This window comes from Pirellulales bacterium (assembly GCA_035533075.1).
In the GTDB taxonomy this organism is placed as follows: Bacteria; Planctomycetota; Planctomycetia; order Pirellulales; family JAICIG01; genus DASSFG01.
The window spans coordinates 61984-83282 of the sequence record DATLUO010000135.1 but is presented as its reverse complement, the minus strand read 5'-3'; the positions used below and the strand labels follow the sequence as shown (position 1 = coordinate 83282).

At 62.8% G+C, this 21299-nt stretch carries 18 protein-coding genes and 1 pseudogene; 8 read left to right on the top strand and 11 right to left on the bottom strand.

Annotated features, from left to right (window positions below):
* Positions 1-231: 231 nt before the first annotated feature.
* Entirely contained in the window at positions 232-1299 is a 1068-nt protein-coding gene (locus VNH11_17100; GenBank protein HVA48090.1) for a DUF1570 domain-containing protein, read from the top strand.
* Between the two features lie 3 nt (positions 1300-1302).
* On the opposite strand, the gene VNH11_17095 is transcribed toward VNH11_17100, so the two are convergent.
* From VNH11_17095 to VNH11_17085, 3 genes are read right to left on the bottom strand one after another with little or no spacing between them, the layout of a single operon-like run.
* On the bottom strand, positions 1303-4320 hold the full coding sequence (locus VNH11_17095) for an FG-GAP-like repeat-containing protein (protein HVA48089.1): 3018 nt from the start codon (positions 4318-4320) through the stop codon (positions 1303-1305).
* A 7-nt stretch (positions 4321-4327) separates the two neighbouring features.
* The gene (locus VNH11_17090; GenBank protein HVA48088.1) at positions 4328-5068 is read right to left on the bottom strand and encodes a DUF1080 domain-containing protein; all 741 of its coding nucleotides are present in this window, start codon (positions 5066-5068) and stop codon (positions 4328-4330) included.
* Positions 5010-6215 carry a hypothetical protein gene (locus VNH11_17085; protein ID HVA48087.1) on the bottom strand — a complete coding sequence of 402 codons (1206 nt, stop codon included), beginning with the start codon at positions 6213-6215 and terminating at the stop codon, positions 5010-5012. The genes VNH11_17090 and VNH11_17085 overlap by 59 nt, the downstream gene beginning before the upstream one ends.
* A gap of 422 nt (positions 6216-6637) precedes the next feature.
* Here VNH11_17085 and glp point away from each other — a divergent pair, with 422 nt between their 5' ends.
* From glp to VNH11_17070, 3 genes are all read left to right on the top strand, one after another.
* Positions 6638-7852, top strand: coding sequence for a gephyrin-like molybdotransferase Glp (gene glp / locus VNH11_17080; GenBank protein HVA48086.1), 1215 nt, complete (start codon positions 6638-6640; stop codon positions 7850-7852).
* Between the two features lie 305 nt (positions 7853-8157).
* Positions 8158-8856: a protocatechuate 3,4-dioxygenase gene (locus tag VNH11_17075; GenBank protein ID HVA48085.1), complete on the top strand. Its 699-nt coding sequence runs from the start codon at positions 8158-8160 to the stop codon at positions 8854-8856.
* 69 nt (positions 8857-8925) lie between these two features.
* On the top strand, positions 8926-9267 hold the full coding sequence (locus VNH11_17070; GenBank protein HVA48084.1) for a hypothetical protein: 342 nt from the start codon (positions 8926-8928) through the stop codon (positions 9265-9267).
* Here the strand turns inward: VNH11_17070 and VNH11_17065 are convergent.
* The 6 genes and pseudogenes from VNH11_17065 to VNH11_17040 all read right to left on the bottom strand — a co-directional run bounded on the left by VNH11_17065 (position 9200) and on the right by VNH11_17040 (position 16016).
* A complete protein-coding gene (locus VNH11_17065) occupies positions 9200-10261 on the bottom strand; it encodes a hypothetical protein (GenBank protein ID HVA48083.1) in 1062 nt (353 codons plus the stop codon). The genes VNH11_17070 and VNH11_17065 overlap by 68 nt on opposite strands.
* Before the next feature lie 140 nt (positions 10262-10401).
* Positions 10402-10740 (bottom strand): annotated as a pseudogene (locus VNH11_17060) (GxxExxY protein).
* Between the two features lie 377 nt (positions 10741-11117).
* Positions 11118-13862 carry a BREX system P-loop protein BrxC gene (brxC, locus tag VNH11_17055; GenBank protein ID HVA48082.1) on the bottom strand — a complete coding sequence of 915 codons (2745 nt, stop codon included), beginning with the start codon at positions 13860-13862 and terminating at the stop codon, positions 11118-11120.
* A gap of 15 nt (positions 13863-13877) precedes the next feature.
* Positions 13878-14567 carry a hypothetical protein gene (locus VNH11_17050; protein HVA48081.1) on the bottom strand — a complete coding sequence of 230 codons (690 nt, stop codon included), beginning with the start codon at positions 14565-14567 and terminating at the stop codon, positions 13878-13880.
* Complete coding sequence (locus VNH11_17045; protein HVA48080.1) at positions 14564-15136, bottom strand: BREX protein BrxB domain-containing protein; 573 nt, start codon at positions 15134-15136, stop codon at positions 14564-14566. The genes VNH11_17050 and VNH11_17045 overlap by 4 nt, the downstream gene beginning before the upstream one ends.
* Positions 15123-16016: a hypothetical protein gene (locus VNH11_17040; protein HVA48079.1), complete on the bottom strand. Its 894-nt coding sequence runs from the start codon at positions 16014-16016 to the stop codon at positions 15123-15125. Before VNH11_17040 ends, VNH11_17045 begins: the two co-directional genes overlap by 14 nt.
* 116 nt (positions 16017-16132) lie before the next feature.
* On the opposite strand from VNH11_17040, the gene VNH11_17035 reads away from it, so the two are divergent.
* Entirely contained in the window at positions 16133-16630 is a 498-nt protein-coding gene (locus VNH11_17035; protein ID HVA48078.1) for a hypothetical protein, read from the top strand.
* A 151-nt stretch (positions 16631-16781) separates the two neighbouring features.
* Here VNH11_17035 and VNH11_17030 read toward each other — a convergent pair whose 3' ends face one another.
* Both VNH11_17030 and VNH11_17025 read right to left on the bottom strand, forming a co-directional pair.
* A complete protein-coding gene (locus VNH11_17030; GenBank protein ID HVA48077.1) occupies positions 16782-17219 on the bottom strand; it encodes a hypothetical protein in 438 nt (145 codons plus the stop codon).
* Positions 17220-17403: 184 nt separating this feature from the next.
* Positions 17404-18459 (bottom strand): MoxR family ATPase, encoded by a 1056-nt coding sequence (locus VNH11_17025; GenBank protein HVA48076.1) that lies wholly within the window; start codon positions 18457-18459, stop codon positions 17404-17406.
* Positions 18460-18561: 102 nt separating this feature from the next.
* Here VNH11_17025 and dgoD point away from each other — a divergent pair, with 102 nt between their 5' ends.
* From dgoD to VNH11_17010, 3 genes are all read left to right on the top strand, one after another.
* Entirely contained in the window at positions 18562-19797 is a 1236-nt protein-coding gene (dgoD, locus tag VNH11_17020) for a galactonate dehydratase (protein HVA48075.1), read from the top strand.
* 114 nt (positions 19798-19911) lie between these two features.
* On the top strand, positions 19912-20232 hold the full coding sequence (locus tag VNH11_17015; GenBank protein ID HVA48074.1) for a hypothetical protein: 321 nt from the start codon (positions 19912-19914) through the stop codon (positions 20230-20232).
* Positions 20233-20417: 185 nt separating this feature from the next.
* The gene (locus tag VNH11_17010; GenBank protein HVA48073.1) at positions 20418-21152 is read left to right on the top strand and encodes a class I SAM-dependent methyltransferase; all 735 of its coding nucleotides are present in this window, start codon (positions 20418-20420) and stop codon (positions 21150-21152) included.
* Positions 21153-21299 lie beyond the last annotated feature (147 nt).

Below are 21299 nucleotides of genomic sequence, written 5' to 3'. Positions count from 1 at the left end.
TGGGACCAGCGAGCTTGCGAGCGCCGTCGTGAAAGGGTTCAGGGTTCAGGGTTCAGGAAGGCCGTAGGGCGGGGCCAGTGAGCTGGCGAGCGCCGGCCCGCCATGTATAGGTATCAGGCGATAGGGGTCAGGCGAAGGTCAACTCGGATGTTCCTGAACCCTGAACCCTGAACCCTATCGTGGGTGGGCCGGCGCTCGCAAGCTCGCTCGCTCCCACCCTACGTCTGCTCTATGCGAACACTCATTTCAATACTCCTGCTCCTGCTGGCGGCGACGGCTGTCGCCGACGAGCCGCAGTGGATGCTCGACGTCAAGTTGTCGGGAACGCACGTCGAAGGGCTGCCGCTGATCTGGTCGCGCGATCGTGTGCTGTTGGCGCGCGACGGACGGGTGTGGGCGTTCAAGCCCGATGAAGTCCGCGAGGTCCGGCAAACGTCGTCCAGCTTTCACAGCTTCAGCGCGTCGGAGTTGCGTGCCCGCCTGGCGGCCGAACTGGGCAAGACGTTCGAGATCAGCGGCACCGGGCACTACCTGGTGGCCCATGCTCCCGGCCAGCGCGACTATTGGAGCCGACGGTTCGAGGACCTGTACCGGTCGTTCGTGCATTACTTCCGCGTCCGCGGCTTTCCTTTGCAAGAGCCGCAGTTCCCGCTGGTGGCGCTGGTGTTTCGCAACCAAGACGACTTTCTGGCCTATTCGCGGCGAGACGGGGCGCAACTCGGCGCGAACGTGCTCGGCTATTATTCGCCCCTCAGCAATCGCGTCAGCCTGTTCGACGTGGGCGGGGGTCGGGCGCAGGCCGCCGACTGGCACGAGAACGCCGCCACCATCATTCACGAAGCCACGCATCAGACCGCCTTCAACACCGGCGTCCATCGCCGCTTCGGCGCCACGCCGCGGTGGCTTGTCGAAGGACTGGGCACGATGTTCGAGGCCGAAGGCGTATGGAACTCGACTCATCATGCTTCACGTCGGGCACGATACAATCGCATCCGGCTGGCTCAGTTTAAGCGGCTGTTGCCCAGTCGCCCCGCCCATTTGCTGGAAGAGATCGTCGCCGGCGACCGGCTGTTTCAAACGAACGTCGATCGGGCGTATGCCGAGGCCTGGGCGTTTTCGTTTTTCCTGGTGGAGACGCGGCCCAAGAAGTACAGCGAGTTGTTGGCGCGAACGGCCGCCCGAAAGGCGTTCGCCGCCTACGACGCAGGACAACGCATGGCGGATTTCACGGCGATTTTCGGCGACAACCTGCGGCACCTGGAGCGGGATTATTTGGAGTTCATGGACGAGCAAAGGTAGCGACTATTTTGGCAAGGCGTGCAGCTCGTCGCGGCCTTCCACCACAATCCATTCGTGATCTGCTGCGACTTCGCGAAACGTTTGTCGGCTGCCAGTGGGCCATTCGATCGTCAACTCGTCAACGAGCTCGGCTGCGCCCAGCCCAAACACGAGTTGGCGCTGGTTGCTGGCCATGTAACCGTCGCCCGCAGTAAGCTGCTGCGTCCAGGTTCGGCCCGCCGCCGAAACGCGAACCGTAGCGCCAATCGCGTCGCGTGCCGACTGCGTGCCGTGCAGCCGCAGGGCCAGAAAGTGCCCGACCGAATCTGTTTCGTTCAACACCAATGCTGCCGGCGCTTCGAGATGCGACACCGCGAAATCCTCTCGCCCGTCGCGATTGAAGTCGAGCCGGGCCAGCCCGCGGCCCACGTGCGTCGCGGTAAAGAAGTCGCCCAGCCGCTGGGCCTCGACCTCGACGAAGCGTCCGCGGCCCTGGTTATGAAAATACTGCGGCCGCATGGCGTAGGGCACCTTTAGATAGCCGAAATCATCGACGTGCCCGTTGGTGACCACCAGGTCGGGTAATCCGTCCAGCTCGCCGTCGATAAACTGCGTGCCGAAACCGAGCACGTCGTAACTCGGTTCTCGCAGGCCGGCCGCGGCGGTAGCGTCTTCGAACGAATCGGTCGCCTGTTGCAAGTAAAGCGTGTTGGAATCCTGGTAGAAGTTCGTCACGAACAGGTCGAGCATGCCGTCGCCGTTGGCATCGCCCGCCGCCACCCCCATGCATGCCTGGGCTTTGCCTTGCCCGTCGAACGCCAGGCCGGAAAGGACGCCCAGTTCGGTGAATCGCGGCGCTCCGTTGCGGACCGTTGCCTGATGGACGAAATAGAAGTTCGCATCCTGGTCGTTGGCCACAAACAGGCCCAGCCGGCCGCGGCCCTCAAAGTCGGCCGCCACGATCCCCAAGCCATTGCCGCCCGACACCGCCAAGCCGATGGCCTTGCCGCGGTCGGCAAAACGGCCGTCGCCCAGGTTGAGCATGAAGCGATCGGGCTCGGGAGCGAACGCTCCGGGCGGGCAGGTGCGCCCTTGGCCCTCTTTCAGGCAAACGCGATCGAATACGTCATCGCCCATCACATAGTTGACATCGTACAGGTCGGCCAGCCCGTCGCCGTTCAGATCGGCCATCAGACAGCTTGTGGTCCAACTCGAATCGTCGATGCCCGCCTGTGAGGTGACATCGAGAAAGGTGCCGTCGCCGCAATTCATGAGCAAGCGGTTGACGCCGATATTGGCGACGTAGACGTCTGGGAACCCGTCGCCGTTGAAGTCGCCGACGGTGGCGCCCTGGCTGAAGCGGTCTTCGGCGAGGTGCGCTGGATCGGTGACGCATGCGAACCGGCCCCGGCCAAGGTTTCGGTAGCACTGGTCCAGAAACTCGCTTTGGCCGACAGCGGGCGGCCAGCGGCAGCCTTGGGTGAAATAAAGGTCGGGCGAGCCGTCGAGGTCGAAGTCGAGCACGGCCACACCGCCACCGGTGAACTCGAACATCCGGCCATCGCCTTTGCCCGGCTGGCAGCCGCGGAAGTAGGTGAAGTCGATGCCTGATTCGGCGGCGACTTCGCGAAAATGCAGCCCGCTCACTCCGTGAGCGGAGGGACCTTCACCGCGGCCGACGTTTTCAGTTACGGAAGATCCGTCCGGTTGCCGACGCCGTTCCGCTTGCGGAGCAAGCGGCCTACGTTGCGCAAGCGAGCTGCGAGCCTGCAAAGGAAAACCGGAAAGATCGAGCCGTTGGCCAGGATCCGATGAGGCAAGCGTGTCGGCCAGCGTCGGCGACAACTGCGGCTCAATGCGCTCGGTGCCTTGTATCGCCCACTCCGCGTCGGGCGACAGCGACTGCGCCACGCGGTGCCAGGCCCACGACTCCCACAGCCGGCCCAGCGACTCGGTGAGCGAGGCCGCGCGGCGAATCAGCTCCAGTTCCTGCGGCTGCGATTGCAAGTCGTCCAGCGTCTCGGCCAGCTTTTCCAGATCGACCGCGCGTGTGGCCAGAAAGGCGATGTCTTCCGCGGAAACAGCGGTCGCCACCGGCGATGCGCGCAGCGACTGCAGCACCTGCGACAACTGATAGGTCGCGGCCTGATGGTTGGCGTCACGCCGCAGGCCCTCCCAAAAACAGCGCGCGGCCGCTCGCGTTTCGCCCGACTCTTTGGCAAGCTGCCCGCGCACCAGCCAGATATCGGGATGTTCGTCGGCCCCGGCCGGAAGCTGTGCTTGCCAGGCGGCCAGCCCCTGGCGATCGTCGAGCGCCAGCCGTGCCCGGCCCAGCAAAGCTTGTGCTTCGAGTTGTTCGGGCAGCTTCGCCACCACCTGCCCGGCCAGCCGGCCCGCTTCGCGCGGATTCGTTCGCAGCTCGATGCGTGCCAGTCCAATCAAAGGAAGCACGTTGTCCCGTTCAGTGGCAAGAAAGGCCCGCAACCGCTCTTGCTGGCCGAAGGCCACGTCGTGATTGCCGGCCGCCCTCAACGATTCGAGCGTGAAACGGTACAACCGCAGCAGCTCATAAAGATGGGGCAGCGATTCGAAACGGCGGCCCTCGGTGCCCAACAGCCAAGCCAGGCGCTCGTGGGCCTGGGGCTGGTGCGGATCGAGATCGAGGCAGGCGCGTAACGCCCTTTCCGCGGCCGCGGCGTGGTTGGTGTGCAATAGAACCGAGCCTTCGGCGAGTCTCGCCACGGCCGCCTGAGGATCATCGTCGGCAACGCGAGCGTAATACTCGGCCGCCTCGTCGAGCCGCTCTTGCTTGGTGGCCGCCTCGCCGGCCAGCAGCAAGGCCGCGGCCGAATTTGGTTCGCGCGAAAGAACGCTGCGGCAAAGCGTTTCGGCCTCGTCGTACCGCTTGTCGGCCATCGCCTGCCGGGCCTGCTCGAGCAGCTTGTCCAACGGAGTCGACAGCCGCCAGGCACGCCATGAGACCGCCGCCAAGACCGCCAGCGAGATCGACAGCGCCAGCCAGCTTCGCAGCTTTCGCGACATTGGGTGGCTACTCGATTTCCGCAATCCGGATGTTCTTGAACTCGACCCACATTGGCTTGCCGGCGTGGAGCTGCAGTGCCAGGATGCCGTCGGCCAGCGCGGCTGCCGGATCGTTGTCGGTGAAATCCACAATCAGCCGGTTGTTGAGGTAGTGCCGAATGTGGTGGCCACGGGCGACGATCACCACGTCGTTCCAGTCGTCGAGCTTGAAGAGTTTTTCGAATCCGGCCTGGTCGATCAACTTGTCGTTGATAACTTTCTTGCCGGATGGTTCCCAGACCGCCTCTTCGCCCACCAGGCAGAGCCGGCCTCGTTTGCCGCCCTCGTCGTAGATAAAGCCGGAGACGCTGGGCAGTTTGAGTTCGTTACGGATTTCGTGCTGATAACCGCGCACGACCCAGGCGTTCTTGGGTTTGCCTTCGGTAATGTGCTTCGAGCGATACTGGATGCCCGAATTGTTGCTGGAGTTCGAGCGAAACGACAGCCGCAGGTCGAAGTCTTTGGTCCGGCCGCCTTTCCATAAGATAAACGTATTGCCGGCGGCCGGGTTTTCGGCGGTCGTCTCGCCGCGCAGGGCGCCGTCGCGGACGCTCCACAGCCGCGGGTCTCCATCCCAGCCGCTGAGATTCTTGCCGTTGAAAATGGCCCGCATGCCGGCCGGTTCCGGCGGCGCATTCGTCGGACCGCTTTCAGCCCACAGGCAGCAGGGGAAAACGAGTACGACTGACAGGATCACGTTGCGAATCATGTTGGTCTCCGTGAAGGAAGGAGGATGAAAAAAGGTAACTCAACGGTGGCTGGGTGTAGGGTGGGACCAGCGAGCTTGCGAGCGCCGGCCCACCGTGATCGACGTCGCCGACACATTCTCGGTGGCTGGGGCAGAGCTGGCCGCAATCGAGTCGCGATTGCCGAAAGGCGCTGCCGGCCAGCGATGCCCCGGTGCTCCCGGCGCGCTGGGCTACCGGGGCATCGCTTGGCCGCCACGGCTTTTGTGGCGCCGACCGCTGCCTGGCCAAGCTCTGCCCCAGCCACCGGCTCCAAGGTGGGCGAATCGAGGGACCGACGGAATCAATCACAGCCGTCGTTCGCACGCCGGTCCTCGGCTTCGTCGTTGCCGGCTGCCAGGGCATCTGCAAACCGGCCGCGAAGCCGAGCGAAAGCGTCACGATCACGTAAAAACAATAGTGGAAGAAGGCGTTCTCAATTTCCAGATCGAGCGTGGCATACGCGGCCCCGGCGCCGACCAAGAAGAAGGGCGGACCGAGGTAAATCCAGCTCCAGGCGGCTGTCGTGGCGTCGGCCGGCAGCAGCAGGTAGCCGCCCCACAAGGCCATGTAGACCGAAGCACAGATGCCCGCCCGCAGCCATAGCGCTCGACCGCGGTAAGGCTCCAGCTCGTCGTCTCTCAAAAACCAGTATCCGCCGAGCGTGAGGGCCGGCGAGATGAGCAGTAGCCCCAAGGCACGCAGGCCGATTTGCTGCCCCAGCGGCTTTCGCAACAGCCACGCGGCGGCGAAGGCCAGCAGCGTGGCGCCGGCAATGATGACAATCGGCACCACTTCGACCTTCGTTTCCTTGCGAAGGATCGGTTTGACCACGGGCCGGCCGGTGGAGGTCTTGGGCCCTTCGATCTCGGGCGCGTGAATTTTGATTTCTGCTGCCGGAATCACCGGCTTCGTCGGATCGGTCTTGGCCGCGGGCTGGCCATTCGGCTTGCCGGCCTGTTTGGCGGCTTGCTTGCCCGCGGGCGCGGCGGACGCGGGCGCATCGACGGCATCGGCCTTGGGGATGCGAATGGGGGCTTTGCACTTGGGGCAGGGCCCTTGCTTGCCGGCGAATTGGTCACTGACCTTGAAATTCGTCTTGCAGCTTGGGCAGACAACCTGAATGGGCATGCGCTCTCGGTTCCGGGCGAAGAAAGGAAGCGGCAGTTCGCCAGATGTTAGTGTTTGCCGGCAGACGGCCGACGTCAAGCCGGCGACGTCCGCTACGGGCCCAATGCCGCTCGCAGGCAGTCATCCGATTTCAATCCGGGCCTGTAATGCGCAGATAGAAATGTCCCCTTAAGGCGCAGGTAGAAATGTCCCCACAATCACCTCTTCAAAGGAGGTGTTCATGGAGACAATTCGGATGAGCGGCAAGGAGCGGTGGCGTTCTTCGGTGATAAGTCGTAAGGTGGGGCAAGCGAGCTTGCGAGCGCTGGCCCACCGAACAAGGCGATAGGCGTTGGGCGTTGGGCACGATAAGAGCATCGTGCCTAAAGCCTAACGCCTATCGCCCAACGCCTCCGTTACGACCATAAGAACCTCCACGCTGAATGATTTCCGTTGACGAAGCTCTGAACCAGATTCGGTCGCACGTGCGGGCGCTGCCCGTCGAACGCATCGCGCTGGCCGACGCGCTCGGCCGAGTGTTGGCCGAAGACGTGGCCAGCGACGTCGATTCGCCGCCGCACGATAAATCGGTGGTCGACGGTTACGCCCTCCGCTCGACGGACGTCTCGCCCGAAGGAGAGACGCTCACCGTCATCGAAGAGATTGTGGCCGGGGCCGTGCCGCAACGAACCGTTACGGCGGGCACCGCCGCCCGAATCATGACCGGCGCGCCGTTGCCGGCAGGAGCCGATGCTGTCGTGATGGTCGAACGGACCGAGCCGATCGACGCGAGCCAGGTGCGCATCAGCCCGCAACGGATTGCCTCCGGGCAAAACATCGTGCCGCGGGCGGCTTCGATGCGCCGCGGCGAGATGGTGCTGCGGGCCGGGCACGCGGTGCGGCCGATGGAAATCGGTTTGCTGGCCGAGGTTGGTCGCCATGAGCTGCTCGCTTTCCGGCGGCCGCGGGTGGCGGTGCTGCCCACAGGCAACGAGCTCGTTACGCCGGCCGAAGTACCGGCCGCCGGACAGATCCGCAACTCGAACGGCGCCATGCTGCTCGCCGCCGTGCGGCACGCCGGCGGCGGGCCGGTCGATCTCGGCATCGGCCGCGACGACCGGGCGTCGCTGCGGCGGCTGATGAGCGAGGGCCTGCGGTCCGACGTGCTGTTGATCTCCGGCGGCGTGTCGGCGGGCGTGCTCGACCTGGTGCCCGGCGTGCTGGCCGACCTGGGCGTGCGGCAGGTGTTTCACAAGGTCAACATCAAACCGGGCAAACCGCTCTGGTTCGGCGTCGATGAAGCCGAGGGTGCCTCGAAGCTGGTGTTTGGTCTGCCCGGCAATCCGGTCAGCACGCTGGTGTGCTTTGAGTTGTTCGTACGGCCGGCGTTGGGGGCGATGGCGGGCCATCCGTTCGGGCCGCGGGCCACGGTTCTTGCCCGGCTGACGGCGCCCTTTCACCATCGTGGCGACCGGCCCACGTATTATCCGGCCAAGGTAACGGCAACCGGCGATGGCGACACTGTCGAGACATTGGCCTGGCAAGGTTCGGGCGATCTGCGAACGCTCGCCTCGGCCAATGCGCTGATCCACTTTGCCGGCGGCGAATGCAGGTATTCCGCCAGCGATGTCGTCGCGGTCAGCCTTTTCGAGGGGTGATGTTCGCCAAGCCAGAAGAATTGAAGGGTGGGACAAGCGAGCTTGCGAGCGCCGGCCCACCGTTAGCGACGTTGCCAACGGTGGGCCGGCGCTCCCAAGCTCGCTTGTCCCACCTTACGGCCTTGTCGACAGCGCAACATCAAGACACGCATGCGACGAAGAATCAGTATTAGCACACCCGCCCTGTCGCGCGGCGGTTTTCCGCGTCGGCCCGTTACTCCAGTATTAACGGCCGTTGCGTCCGTGGCGCCGGCCTCCGTATTATGAATCTCGTCCCAGGAGGCGGCCGAAAGGCGCCGATCACGATGTCGTGCCCTCTTTTCGTTCCCGATCGTCGAGCGTTTCTTGCCGCGCTCTCTGCCGGCTTTTTCACCACGCGGGGGTTGTTCGCCGAGCAATTGCTGCTGCCGACGCCGTCGATGACCGAAGGACCGTTCTATCCCGATCGGCTGCCGCTCGATCGGGACAACGACCTGCTGATCGTCAACGACCAGATTACCCCGGCGGTCGGCACGATCACGCACCTCACCGGCCGCGTGCTCACCACCAGCGGTTCGCCGGTCGACGACGCCACCATTGAAATCTGGCAGTGCGACGCCAACGCCGTCTACCTGCACACGGCCGACAGCCGCCCCAAGGACGCCCAGCGCGACAAGAACTTCCAGGGTTTTGGACGCTTCACGACAGGCGCCAGCGGCGAATATCGTTTTCGCACGATCAAACCCGTGCCGTATCCCGGCAGGCCCGCCCCGCACATCCACGTCAAAGTCAAACGCGGCGACCGCGAGCTGCTGACCACCCAGATTTTCATCCGCGGGCACGAAGGCAACGCCCGCGACGGCATCGTCAATTCGGCCCGCGACCTGGTCGATCGCGAGCTACTGCTGGCCGACTTCAAGCCGCTGGTTGAATCGAAAATCGGCGAGTGTGCCTGCCAGTTCGATATTGTGTTGGGCCGCACGCCCGACGAGAGCGCGCTTGGACCGCGAGGCGTTAGGCGTTAGGCACTGGGCGTTGGGCATTGGGCATTGGGTGCCACAACAAACTCACTTCGGTATCGAGAACGACGAACGATGATAAGACCTGCTTTGGTTATCGGAATCCTGAGCCTGCTCGCCGGTGCGGCTGTGTTGCTGGCCCAACCCCCATCGTTTCCCGGTGGGCGCCATCGGCGCGGCGGTGGCGACGTTGTGGCGGCGTCGGTGGCGAAAATGATGGCTTTCGACGCGGACCAGGACGGCAAGTTATCGAAGCCGGAAGTGACCGACCCGCGGCTCGGGCCGCTGTTCGACCGCGCCGACGCCGACAAGGACGGCTCGGTCACCAAGGACGAGCTGACCGCGCTCTTCACGCGCGAGGCATCGTCGCCGCGCGGAGGACCAGCAGCACGGCGTCGCACGCCTCGCGGGCCGTGAGCCCTTCGTCGTGCATCCGCAGCGGCACCAGCAGGTTGAAAGCCGCCACCAGAAAATGGCCGCTGCCGCAACAAGGATCGAGCAGCGTAAACTCGGCCAGCGAGCGGGGCCAGCCCTCGAACGTACCCGCCGCCGGCGTGCCGTCGTCGCGCCAGCGCAGATAGTCGAACGCCGGCAAAGATCTATTCGCCACGGATGGAACACGGATGGAACACGGATCAATGCCGTTCAAAAACCCATTCTTCTCATCCGTGTTTGATCCGTGTTTCATCCGCGGCTTGATTTCATTCTTTGCGCACCACCAAGCGCCGATCGTGTTGTCGAGCAGGAACTCGACCATGTAGTGCTCGGTAAAGAGCTGCGTGACGGCGGGCAAGCTGCGGCCGTCGATCTTGGCCCCTGATTTATTCACCTCGTCTTTCTTTTTCGATTGCCAGAACTGATAGACCCAGCCCAGGCTGTCGTCGGCGGTAAAGGTCGCGGTCGGTAACGTGGCCAACAACTTTTCCAGTGGCAGCCGCTCGTTGATGGGAAACTCAACTTCCAACAGCACGTCATCCGTGCGAAAGATTTGCGGCAGCATTCGGCTGGCGTAGCGGGCAGCCAACTCAAAACCGTTGGCCGTGCCCTTCGCCTTGGCCAGCTCTTCGCAGTCGGCCAGGCTGACGGGCACGCCATCCGGGTGCATGAGCAGATTGTTCTCAGCCAGGAACCGGGCAAAGAGCATTCGGTGCCAGAATTCGTAAGCCAGCTCCTGGCTAAGCTGCTCGATTGTTTGCGTCTTGTTGGCGTGGCGAACATCGCCGAGCTGCCGGCCGCGGGCACGTAACCGGTTCCGCAGCCTTTTCTCGGCGGCCGTGAAGTGGCCGAACGGCTCGGCGGCATCGACCGCGCGCTTTTGCAAAGCGGAACGCGCCGCGGCCTCGGCCAGCTCGCGCGCTCGCACGCAGACGCTTTCGAGCTGGCGGCGAAGGTCAGTAGCTAATGCTGCCATACGAAATCAACTAGCCACGGATGAAACACGGATGAAACACGGATAAAGAATAAGATTCGCGTCATCGACGACCATCGGACCTGCCGGGCCGTGTAATCCGTGTTTCATCGGTGTTTCATCCGTGGCGAAAGAACATAGGTCTAAAAGACGAAGCGTTTGAATTCGACTTTCGTCCGGCCAAAGTTGATGAGCAGGCCAACCTTGACGCCGGTGGCTTTCAGCTCGTTCAAGAGCTGTGGTTCATGTTCCTGGGTGTAGGATTTGGCGGCTTTCAGTTCGACCATCACGCATTCGTTTACCCACAGATCGGCTTTGTAAAAGCCGACTTCAACCCCCTTATACATCACGCGAATCTCGGCCTCGATTTGCGCGCGGAAACCACGCTTTATTAACTCCACCTGCATCGCTCGCTTATAGACTCCCTCCAAGAAGCCATAGCCCAGCACATTGTAAACCTCAAACGCCGCCCCAATGATCGCCTCGGTGACATCTTGATGTTGAAGTTCCCAGCCTTTTTCTCCAACGAATCCTAATTAGCCACGGATGGAACACGGATGAAACACGGATGAAACACGGATAAGGAATGAAGGCGGACGGCCCGGCGGCGGACTCTCGCCGGGGCCGCAAAACGGGCCAGTTTTGCCTTTTTGACGAGGCGGCCCGATTACTATGGAGAACCGTCGACAGCATGGCGACTCCTTGCTCGGTGAAGGCGTAAGGCGCATAACGGCGGCCGCCTCTACCGGGCTTTGAGATTCCAATTTGGAATCTCAAACTCTCGGCTTCTTCCTTATTGAGCTGGAACATAGACGCCTCGTAAGGTTTTATCCGTGTTTCATCGGTGTTTCATCCGTGGCTAAATAATCACCGGCCCGTCCTTGAGTTTGTCGCGAATCCGCTCTTCCGTCGCCGCCAACCACCCCCGCAAGTCCTCCTCGTTCTTGATGGTGCCGCCAGTTAGCTTCACGCGCTGGGCCTTGGGTTCCAGCAGCTTAGCCCCGGCGCCCAAGGCCTGCGCGAAGCGGGCCGGGATGGCGTCGGCCAGCGTCTTCCATTCTTTGAGCCGAGTCGCGGATAGCGTTTGCAAGATCTCGTCCGTGGTGCCGACCGCCAACTCGGGCAGCACGTTAAGCTCGTATTGATCGCTGAGCGCCGTCTGCTGATCGAGCGAAAGCTGGCGCCAAGTTGCGCTTGTTGCGAGCATGGCCTGGCCTTCTTGCTGGAGTTGCTCGCAGACGGCATACGCCTCGTTCAGCGCTTCGCGAAGCGCCTGCGCCAGCTTATCGAGCAAGCCCGGCACCGAATCGGGCTCGCCAAGCAAACGGCGGTGCTGCTCGATCGAGTCGACCTCCGGCTGCGCGTCGGCCGCCACGGCCAGGTCGCCCGCGTGACTGAGAAGTGCTTTGAGCATTCGCCAGTGCGGTTCTCGCTCGCGGATCAGCTCCGCTCGCTTTTGCCAGTCGTTCGCCTCCTTGGTCAGACGATCTTGATGGTCGTGGATGGCTTTGAGTCGGTCGTTGCCAACACGGTTGGCCATGTCGGTCAGGTGCGCGACATCGGGCTTGGCCGGTAGAGGCGGAGCGCCGCCGGCCGCCACGGCACGCTTCAACATGATTTCCAGAAACTGGGCCGCATTGGCCGACTCTTGGCCTGGCAGCACGTTGAGGCCGACAACCTTGAACAAGGTCCGGATGGCGATCAACTGCGCGGTCGTCAGGGTGATGTTTTCAACACGGAAGTCCGTCGCGGCGATGTTCTTTTGATCGAGCTTTTGTTTGGCGACCGGCTCGTTGCCGGCGCGGGCCTGCAGCAAGCCCGCGTTGAACATCACGATCAGGGCGGCATCGACGGCATCCTGCGGCCAACCGTAGGGCGGTGCGCCGAAATGCTTGCGAATTTCCGTGCCCTTCTTACCGCTTCCCACGAAGTTTCGAACCGCTGCGCAAACGGGGTGTTTGTCGGCGTCTGCCTGGTGCCCCACCGCGGCCAGTGCATCGCCATCACCCTTTTTCGACCGTTCGACGACCTTCATCCAATCTTTGGCGGGGGCATCGGCCTTGTGAAACTCCGGGTAAAGCCGGTCGAGGCAAGCCTTGGCGGCAAGGTGAACCTTGTCTGCCAGCAGCGTGCCGCCGACCGGCTCGCCGCCCCCGGCAATGTAGATGGCGGTCTCGTTGAGAATCTCAGCGATAATGCCGTCGCGCGCCTGCCGGGCTTGCTCTTGCCGTGTCTCCATCGCCTTGCGCGCTTCGATGCCTTCGGGTGTGCTGGGGTTGCCTTTGGTCTGGATGGTGGCGGTGGCCGCATAGTGACCGGCGATGGCCCGTTTCAGTTCTTCCGCCTGGCGGCGCGGAATGAATCCGTAGACCACGGCCGCCGAGTCGCCTGCGACGCGCGCGTCGTCAATCACCGTCTTTTCTTCGACTTCCCAGCCATCGCGGAGCCATACGGGCACCGTTGTGCCGCCCGTCGTCGGCGACTCGCTGCCAAAGTCGAGCGCAATGTCGCGGGCGACCTTGCTTTCGCCATGCGTCAGCTTGAACTTTTTCAAAACATCGCTCGACTGGGTTTTGAGCAACTGGGAACGTTCGCCCCCAAGTTTTGCGGCATCGCCCAGCAGTTTGTTCATCGACTCCAAATACGCCTGATTCCATTCGCTTCCCTCGCGGGTCTGCATCCGGTATTCGTCTTCAACCGGCATCACGGCGCCGCACGCCACCAGTGTTTCCAACAGTTCAGGAACCTTCTTGCGAAGGTCGGCGCTGGAGACATTGAGATCGGTCACGAGGAGATCGGCCAGCGTTTCGGCGGTGGCGCGGATGCCCGAATCGGCCGGTCCCTGGTGCGGCAACTGCCCGATGAGGAAGATCAGGGCGCAAATCTGGTAGCGAAGTTCGCCGTCGTTTTCCTGCTTTTGCTTGGCGATCGTTTCCGAGATTTCTTGCAGCAGGACGCCGGTCTTCAGCGCCGAGCTTTTGACGGAGGCGTCGTTGATGAAGGCGCCGCTGACGACGTTGCCCAGGGGCCAATCGGCGGTCTGCTGCACCGCTTCCTCCACGATCGAGAGCTGGTTTTGAAGCTGCGCCCCGGTACCCGCCTTATCGACGGCGCGGAGAACGCGTTCCCAAAAGCGCCGGCGCACGGGCAACACGGGGTAATCCTGCACCAGAAGCCCGCGATCGCGAGTGGTGAACGCGATCTTCGTGGACGATAAGTGCCGCTCGATCTCGCCGGCGTGCGATTCGACGAGCGAGCCGAGAGGGGCTTCGGCGGAGGGCTTCTTTTTGAGCAGGACCTCACGTGTGACCTTTTCGACGTCGGTGTCTTGCAGCTCGACTTTAACGGGAAAGCGGCCCGTGAGTTTCTGCAGCAGGGGCACGCCCGTAAGGGCATTCTGTCCGGTGGCGACGAACAGCACGTTCGCGCCCAGCCTGGAGCAGCACTGCTCCTGCAAGTCCTGCACGCCTTTGGAGCGGGCCAACGTGTCGCCGATGTACTGCTGCACCTCGTCGAGCACCATGACCGTCAACGGGAGCTTGTTTTTCCGCACCAGCGTCAGCTTGATCTTGTCGACCATGTCGTCGATCGAGACGTCGGTCACGCTGGGAAACTGCTTTTAGACGAGCAGCCGAGCGTCGCTGGGCTTGTCGGCAAAGCCCGGTCGCGCGGCGAGCAAGGCGCTGGGGATGGCGTCGGAGACGTACAGGTTGGCCAACTCGTGGTTGAAATCGCGCCCCGCGCGTTGAACATGCTCTTTGACCGCGTCCTCAAGACCCTCGTGGCGCAACCAAAGCATAAACGAGGCGCGGGAGTAACTCGGCGGCAGACCGACCGACTTGAAGATGATGCTCAAGAGGCCGAGTCGCACGCTGTCGCCCGTCCAGTCGCCCAAGCTGCCCGCGGCGGCATGAAGCCCGCCATATTTCTTGGCCTGGTTCGAGAGCTCGGTGAGCAGGTCTTTGATGTGCCGCGGTAACTTCGCCAGGCCGCGTGCTCTGGCACCGTCAGGAAACTGGTAGTCGAGCCAAAGATGCTGCAGCACCTTCACCAGGTGGCTATTGCCACTGCCGAAAAACCCGCTGACCCAAACGCCGGGTTGCTCCGACTGATCGAGATTCGCCAGATATTGAGAGAGAATGCGCTCCAGGCCGTCGGCGTATTGCCCCTCGCACACGAATCTGCTGATCTCAAAGCGTAGCGTGTCCAATTCATGTTCGGTTTGGCCCGTCGTGACCTTGGCCACGCCATGATTCAGGAGTTTGTTATCGCGGGGATCTTTGTCATAAACTTCGCGGTTGAGCGTCATCGGTGGCTGTCTCCCACAGCGGGCGTGATGGGCACGGCGTGGTAGTTCCACCCGTCGCGGGCGTCGAGCAGGCGGTAATTGTCTTGTTCGTAGACTCCGGGGAAAAAGACCAGCAACCGCCCCTGGATGTGCGACTCGACCAGGGGCAGGACCTCGGAAATCCGCAGGAAGCCGAACAGGGATGCGATGCCGCTGACGGCCACCACGGTATCGTCTGCGTTGGGAACCGAATTCAGAGCTTCGATGATCCTGCCGGCGACATTTTCTTTGAAGTCGGCCAGCGGCCCATCGTCGAGCAGTTCCGGCGACTCAAAGTAGCTCTCGGCATAGCTTGAATAGGGTGGGCTTGTCAGCCAATCGGCAAAGGCATCGGTGAGATCACAGCGGTGCCAGCGGTGACCGGCCGTTCGGGTTGCTTCGGCAAACAGGTCGGTCCTCAGCCGCAGCTTCCGTTCATCTTCTTTGTCGTAAACGGCGATCCAAATCCGCTGTGCGCCGGCGACATTGCGGTCCCATGGCAGGCCACAGACACGCTGGTAATTTCGTTTGAATGCTTCAATTCGATTCATGGCTTGCTTCCTCCTCCGATGCCGTCAGCAGCCCAGGGAAGGTGATTTCCACGATAGCCCCTGCGTGCTTGTAAACCAGCCAGCCCTGCTTCGACGCCTCGGTGGCGAGATGGCTCAAGTCGCTGGGCGAACGGTCGAGCAACCGCGTCCATACGCAACCCAGGAGCAACCGGCCGCGCAAACCGCACAGATAACCCAGCACGAAGGCAAAGGCAGCGGTAACCGGCGTCACGGTCGGAATCGAGCGACTCTTTTTGACCTTCCCAGTCAGGTAGCCCGCCTGCGTCCACGATGACGCGAGATTTTGGGCGGTCGAGTGAAGCGTTGTTGGTCGGAAGCGATTGGGATACTTTTGGTCGAGGTGCTTTGCGATTTCGTCCGGCGTGACTGGCTCGCCCACCGCGATCGCCTGGACGAACGGCGTCGTTTCCCGGAGCAGCGGGTCACGTGCCGCGGCGGCGAGAAAGGCCAACATCGGGCGGCTGGCCTGATCGGCGGCCCAGAAATGCCTCATCAGCCGGAACAGCGCGCAGTTCGGGCCAAGGCAGTAGAGCTCCTCCAGCCGCTTTGCCGTGCGCTGCCGGGTCGTCTGGGTCGGCTTGCCCAGGACGTTCTCCTCCACGATCGCCGCGATATAGGCATCGGGCCGGACATTGCCTGGAACCGTCTCGAGCACGAGGGCAAGTTCGCCGAACATCATGGTCCGGCTGGTATGGACGCTCATCGAGCCATTGCGGAACCCCAGCGCAGCCGGAAGCGCCTTCGATTTGTTGTGCTGCACCGGGTTTTGCCGCACGGGAGGCCTCGCCAGATATGCTTCAACGCTGCTCGTCACATTCATCCCGCGCTCAAATAGGGAAAACCAGTCGTGAATCGCCACTCGCAAAAACGCGGATGGGCAATCAGTTTAGCGGACAGCGGTGCCCGAAACAATTTGCCGAGAAGCCGTGCCGGCCACCAGGGCCGCGGCGCGATGGCCGAGCAAATGCAGCCGCTATGGCGGCACCGGTCGCAGCCCGTGCCGTTGCAGCAGTCGCAGCGCTCTGGCAGAGGAACCAAACCGCCTCGGCGACGCCTGAGGCCCGCCCGAATTCTTTTTGGAATTCCCGGTCGGTGGCAAGCGTATTACTGGCAAAAGGGGAAAAAGCGGGCCGATGGTCGGTCGTCCGTGCTGAAGCATTGAGCAGCGACGCCGATGGTTGGCCAGCCACCCACCCCCCCGCGCACGGTGTGGGCAAATTTGCCCACACCGATGAAACACGAGGTCTTTGGCTGTCGACCGACCTGCTAGGGTTTCCTGCGCGGGTGCCGAAATTATGTGCGTGCGTACTCTATTTTGAATACAAAAACGAAACATCGCAAGCCAGCGGCGCGGTAGAACGACAGGTAAATGCCGGAAAGATTTCAGACAGAAAAATGGCCGGTGGCGGACGTGAATCCAAAATCCAATCCCGGCGCGTCGGGAGCAAATCCAAAATCATCCATACCCCCTAGATTTATGGTTGCGGGCACATTTCGCGAGGCCGCAACGGTGCTGCCGCAACCTGTTTGAGGCAATGGCTTTGGAGCAAGGATTCTGCTGAGACGCTTTTTGTTTTTGACAACGATAATTGTTTTTCCGCAACGGTAATTCGCCGGCGGCAGTTCAGCCGGATTGCCGGCCGTTCGGCTGCTGAAAACGCATCGTCCGGCGGAGATGAGAAGACAAAAACGGCGGTCCGCCGCTGCCGTTCGTGACGAGTCGGGCAGCAACGACGCTTAAGCGTCGCACCGGGTCTTTGACAATTTGACAATGAATGCGTTCCGCCGGACCGGCGCGGTGTCGGGCGGCGACGCCGGGCCCGCCCAGGCGAAAACGGCGCTTGCATAAGCCGGTTTCGATGCGTCCGTGCTGGGCCGCAAACGGCTGCGACCCAATGCGTTGCGGCGAAAGACGTGCGGACACGGCCCTTGTTTTCCGCAAGTGGTTTTCGCCCGGCAGGGCCAGACCGCCTGGCCAACTGGCGGAATCCGCCAGTTGGCCAATGGTGGGGTGTCCCGGCGGCGCGGGCTGCGGCGCGGCCAGGTTCTCGATGCGGGCCACCGCGTCGGCGTCGAGCTGGAAAATCGAAAACCGCCAGGTCCTGGCGCATGTGCTCGGCGCTGCTCGTCCCGGTCAGGGGCAGCATGCCGACGTCGAGCGCGTAGCGGAACACGATCTGGCTGGTCGTGCGGCCGTGACGCGTGGCGGCTGCGGTTGCCCTAAATGTAAAAGCAACCCATCCGGCTCAGGACGCGAAAATCCTTTGGAACCGAGCGTCGCGCGTCAGCTCGTCCTCTTTGGTCGGCGTGGTGGCGATCAGCCGCTCGACCACCTGGTCGGTCGTCACGCCTTCGCTCTCGGCGGAGAAGTTGATCACCAGGCGATGCCGCAGCACCGGCTTGGCCAACGCTTGCACGTCGTCGGTCGAGACGTAAGTGCGGCCGTGCAGCAAGGCCCGCACCTTGGCCCCCAGAATCAGGTTTTGCACCGCCCGCGGCCCGGCGCCCCACTGAAGCTGCTCGGTCACGAACTCCGGCACGCCGGCTTCGCGTACCCGCGTCTGCCGCACCAGCGACAACACATAACGCACTACGTGGTCCGAGATTGGCACCTCGCGCACGATCCGCTGAAGCTGGATGATCTCGTCCGCCGCCAGTACCGGCAGCACGTGGTCGCTGGCCAGGGACGTCGTCCGCCGGGCGATCTCGAACTCCTCGTCGAACGTCGGGTAGCGGACGAACACCTTGAACATGAAGCGGTCTTGCTGGGCTTCGGGCAAGGGATACGTCCCTTCCTGCTCGATCGGGTTTTGCGTGGCCAGCACGAAGAACGGATCGGCCAGTTTGTGCCGCACGCGGCCCACCGTCACCTGCCGCTCCTGCATCGCCTCCAGCAGGGCGGCCTGCGTCTTGGGCGGCGTGCGGTTGATCTCGTCGGCCAGCACCACGTTGGCGAACAGCGGCCCTTCGAGAAAACGGAACTCGCGTTGCCCGGTTGAGCGGTTCTCGGCCAGGATTTCGGTGCCCGTGATGTCGGCCGGCATCAGGTCGGGCGTGAACTGAACGCGGCTGAACGACAGGTTGAGCGTGCGGGCCAAGGTGCTGATCATCAGCGTTTTTGCCAGGCCGGGCACGCCTTCCAGCAGGCAGTGTCCGCGGCTGAACAGCGAGATCAGCAGTTCTTCGATGACGTGGCCTTGCCCGACGATCACCTGGGCAAGCTGGGCCAGTATTTTTTCCCGGGCGTCGGCCAGCTTGCCGATGGCCACGGATTCTTCGGCGTTAAAGTTGTCGTTGCTCATGGATTGTATTGTACACAGACGTTGTGGACGCGGAAGTTCCTATCAAGAATAGAGTCTGGCGAACAAACTGGGGCAGGACACCTTTTTCGGCAATCAAGACCTGTGAGATACTTCAACCGACGTGCCGCGATGGGCGCCACCGCGGCGATGGGTGGCTGGGCCTGGCTGCGGCAAACGCTGGCCCAGGCCGAGGAGCGCGCGGGCGACGCCGCGCCGCTCCGCCCAAAAGATTCGATGAAAGTGACTCGGCTTGAAACCTACAAGGTCAAGCCGCGCTGGTTGTTCCTGAAGGTCCATACGAACGCGGGCGTCGTCGGCTTGGGCGAGCCGGTCGTCGAAGGACGCGCCGATACGGTGGCCGAGGCGGTGCGGGCCATCGAACCCTACCTGCTCGGCAAGGACCCGCGTCGCGTGGCGCACCATTGGCAGGCCATCTATCGGCACGCGTTCTATCGCGGCGGGCCGGTGCTCACCAGCGCCCTGAGCGGCATCGACATGGCGTTGTGGGACATCAAGGGCAAGGCCCTGGGCGTGCCCGTCTATGAGCTGCTGGGCGGCCCGACGCGCGAGCGCGTGCGCGTGTATGCCCATGCCAAAAGCCGCGCGGCCCTGAAGCGGGGGCTGGCTCGCGGTTTCATGGCCTTCAAGACAACGCCCGCCAAGCGCCGGCCCAGCCGCTATGTCGAAACGCCGGCCGAGATCAACTACGCCGCCGAGCGGTTTGCTGAAATGCGCGAGCTGGCCGGCGACGACGTCGACCTGGCCATCGACTTCCACGGCGCCATCAGCCCGGCGACCGCCAAGCTGCTGATCAAGGCGTTGGAGCCGTATCAGCCGATGTTCGTCGAAGAACCGTGCCAGGCGCAAAACCACGACGTGATGGCCGAGCTTGCTCGTGGCACACACTTGCCGATTGCCACGGGCGAGCGGGTATTCACCAAGTGGGGCTTTCGCGAGGTGCTGGAAAAGAGGGCCGCGACGATCTTGCAGCCCGATTTGTGCCACGCCGGCGGCATCACCGAGGTGCGGCTGATCGCCGGCATGGCGGAAGCCTATTACGCGGCAATCGCGCCGCATAACCCTCTCGGCCCGATCTCGTTGGCCGCCGGCGTGCAGATCGCGGCTTCGATTCCCAACTTCCTCTGCCAGGAGCAGGTGACGCTTGGCGAAGGGTATTTGAAGCGGCCGTTCGCGCTGCGCGACGGCTATCTCGACCTGCCGACCGGCCCCGGCCTGGGCATCGAGCTCGACGACGACGCCGTGGCCGAGAAGATCGGCCACGACTGGCGCGGGAGCGAGCTTTATGATGAGGACGACGGGTCGGTGCTTGATTGGTAGAGGGAGAGACGGAGAGACAGAGCGAGGGAAAGACAGATCGGATACCGTTTCTCGACCTACGCGACCTGGTGGATCAAGCAATCGATCACCAAGTCGCTGGTCGAGCACGCCGGCATGATTGTCTTGCCGCGCGAGAAGCTGCGGTCGCTCGTTCGCTTTCAGAAATCGCGGCGGCGGTGGATTGAGCGGAACTGGCGCCACCCGACCGTGGAAGAAGAGATCGAAGCCTGCGGCTTGCCGGAGCGGGACGCCGCAACGCTGCTCTCGGTCGACCGGCCACTGTTATCGCTCGACACGGCCGGTCCCGACATCGAAGGCACGCTGGGCGAGTTGGTGGAGGACAAGCACCATGACGCGCCGATCGACGATCTGAACCGGCAAGCGCTGAAGGAGCTGGTCCACGAAGTGCTGCGAGAATCCCCTCTGACCTTATGAGGACCGGACGCAGCTGTAGCCTCGAATACTGAAGGCATGGTAAAGTAAGCTCGTGGATTTGTGCTGTTCTCCCAAGGTCTTGCGTTACAAAACCCTAAAGAGACGCACATGCCCACCATTTTTCAACCCCCGCCGGTACGCAGGTTCCGGGTGAACCCCAACGATGAGCACATTGCGAGGACAACATGGCATCAGCGGCCGAAATTGATTCCGCGGCGCGACCCTACACCGACGGCGAGTATCTCGAACGCAATCCCACGTGGCACGTCGAAGATTCGCCGTGGAAGGCCGACAACATCTTTCAGTTGATTCTGCGGCACTCGTTGGCGCCCAAGACCATCTGTGAAGTCGGTTGCGGCGCGGGTGAAGTGCTGGCCCAATTGCAAAAGAAGCTGCCCGACGACTGTCGCTTTTGGGGCTATGACATTTCTCCGCAGGCCCATGAATTGTCGCGGTCACGCGTCAACGAGCGGCTGCAGTTCCGCCAGGCCGATTTGTTCGACGAACCGCAGACGTCCTTCGACCTGATGCTGGTGATCGATTTGATCGAACACCTGGACGACTATTATGGATTTCTGCGTCGGCTCAAGCCGCGCGGCCGGCATGCGATCTTTCACATTCCGCTCGACCTGTCGGCCTACAGCGTGTGGCGCAGCTATCCGATTCTCGACTTACGCGCCAGCGTGGGTCACATCCACTACTTCACGAAAGACACCGCGCTGGCCGCGCTGGCGAAAGCGGGCCATGAAGTCGTCGATTGGTTCTATCCCGAGCAACGCCTGCTGTTGCGCGGCAAGCCCTTGCGGCAAAAAGCGCTGGCGCTGATGCGCCAGACGCTGCTGCGGGCCAATGCCGATTTGGCCGTTCGCTTGCTGGGAGGGCGATCGCTGATGGTGCTGACGAAGAGGGATGAGAGATGAGGGAACGTAGAGTGGGACCAGCGAGCTTGCGAGCGCCGGCCCACCGATTTGAGGCGTCAGGTTTCAGGCCTCAGGCGTCAGGACAAACAGCCTGACGCCTGACGCCTGACGATGGTGGGCCGGCGCTCGCAAGCTCGCTGGTCCCAC

Bases quoted from the DNA above. Each gene is read 5' to 3' on its own strand.
- VNH11_17045 (HVA48080.1), bottom strand. From the start codon at position 15,136: ATGAATCGAATTGAAGCATTCAAACGAAATTACCAGCGTGTCTGTGGC.
- VNH11_17100 (HVA48090.1), top strand. From the start codon at position 232: ATGCGAACACTCATTTCAATACTCCTGCTCCTGCTGGCGGCGACGGCT.
- VNH11_17075 (HVA48085.1), top strand. From the start codon at position 8,158: ATGTCGTGCCCTCTTTTCGTTCCCGATCGTCGAGCGTTTCTTGCCGCG.
- VNH11_17085 (HVA48087.1), bottom strand. From the start codon at position 6,215: ATGCCCATTCAGGTTGTCTGCCCAAGCTGCAAGACGAATTTCAAGGTC.
- VNH11_17070 (HVA48084.1), top strand. From the start codon at position 8,926: ATGATAAGACCTGCTTTGGTTATCGGAATCCTGAGCCTGCTCGCCGGT.
- glp (HVA48086.1), top strand. From the start codon at position 6,638: ATGATTTCCGTTGACGAAGCTCTGAACCAGATTCGGTCGCACGTGCGG.
- VNH11_17010 (HVA48073.1), top strand. From the start codon at position 20,418: ATGGCATCAGCGGCCGAAATTGATTCCGCGGCGCGACCCTACACCGAC.
- VNH11_17035 (HVA48078.1), top strand. From the start codon at position 16,133: ATGGCGGCACCGGTCGCAGCCCGTGCCGTTGCAGCAGTCGCAGCGCTC.
- VNH11_17065 (HVA48083.1), bottom strand. From the start codon at position 10,261: ATGGCAGCATTAGCTACTGACCTTCGCCGCCAGCTCGAAAGCGTCTGC.
- VNH11_17050 (HVA48081.1), bottom strand. From the start codon at position 14,567: ATGACGCTCAACCGCGAAGTTTATGACAAAGATCCCCGCGATAACAAA.
- VNH11_17015 (HVA48074.1), top strand. From the start codon at position 19,912: ATGATTGTCTTGCCGCGCGAGAAGCTGCGGTCGCTCGTTCGCTTTCAG.
- VNH11_17095 (HVA48089.1), bottom strand. From the start codon at position 4,320: ATGTCGCGAAAGCTGCGAAGCTGGCTGGCGCTGTCGATCTCGCTGGCG.
- VNH11_17090 (HVA48088.1), bottom strand. From the start codon at position 5,068: ATGATTCGCAACGTGATCCTGTCAGTCGTACTCGTTTTCCCCTGCTGC.
- VNH11_17025 (HVA48076.1), bottom strand. From the start codon at position 18,459: ATGAGCAACGACAACTTTAACGCCGAAGAATCCGTGGCCATCGGCAAG.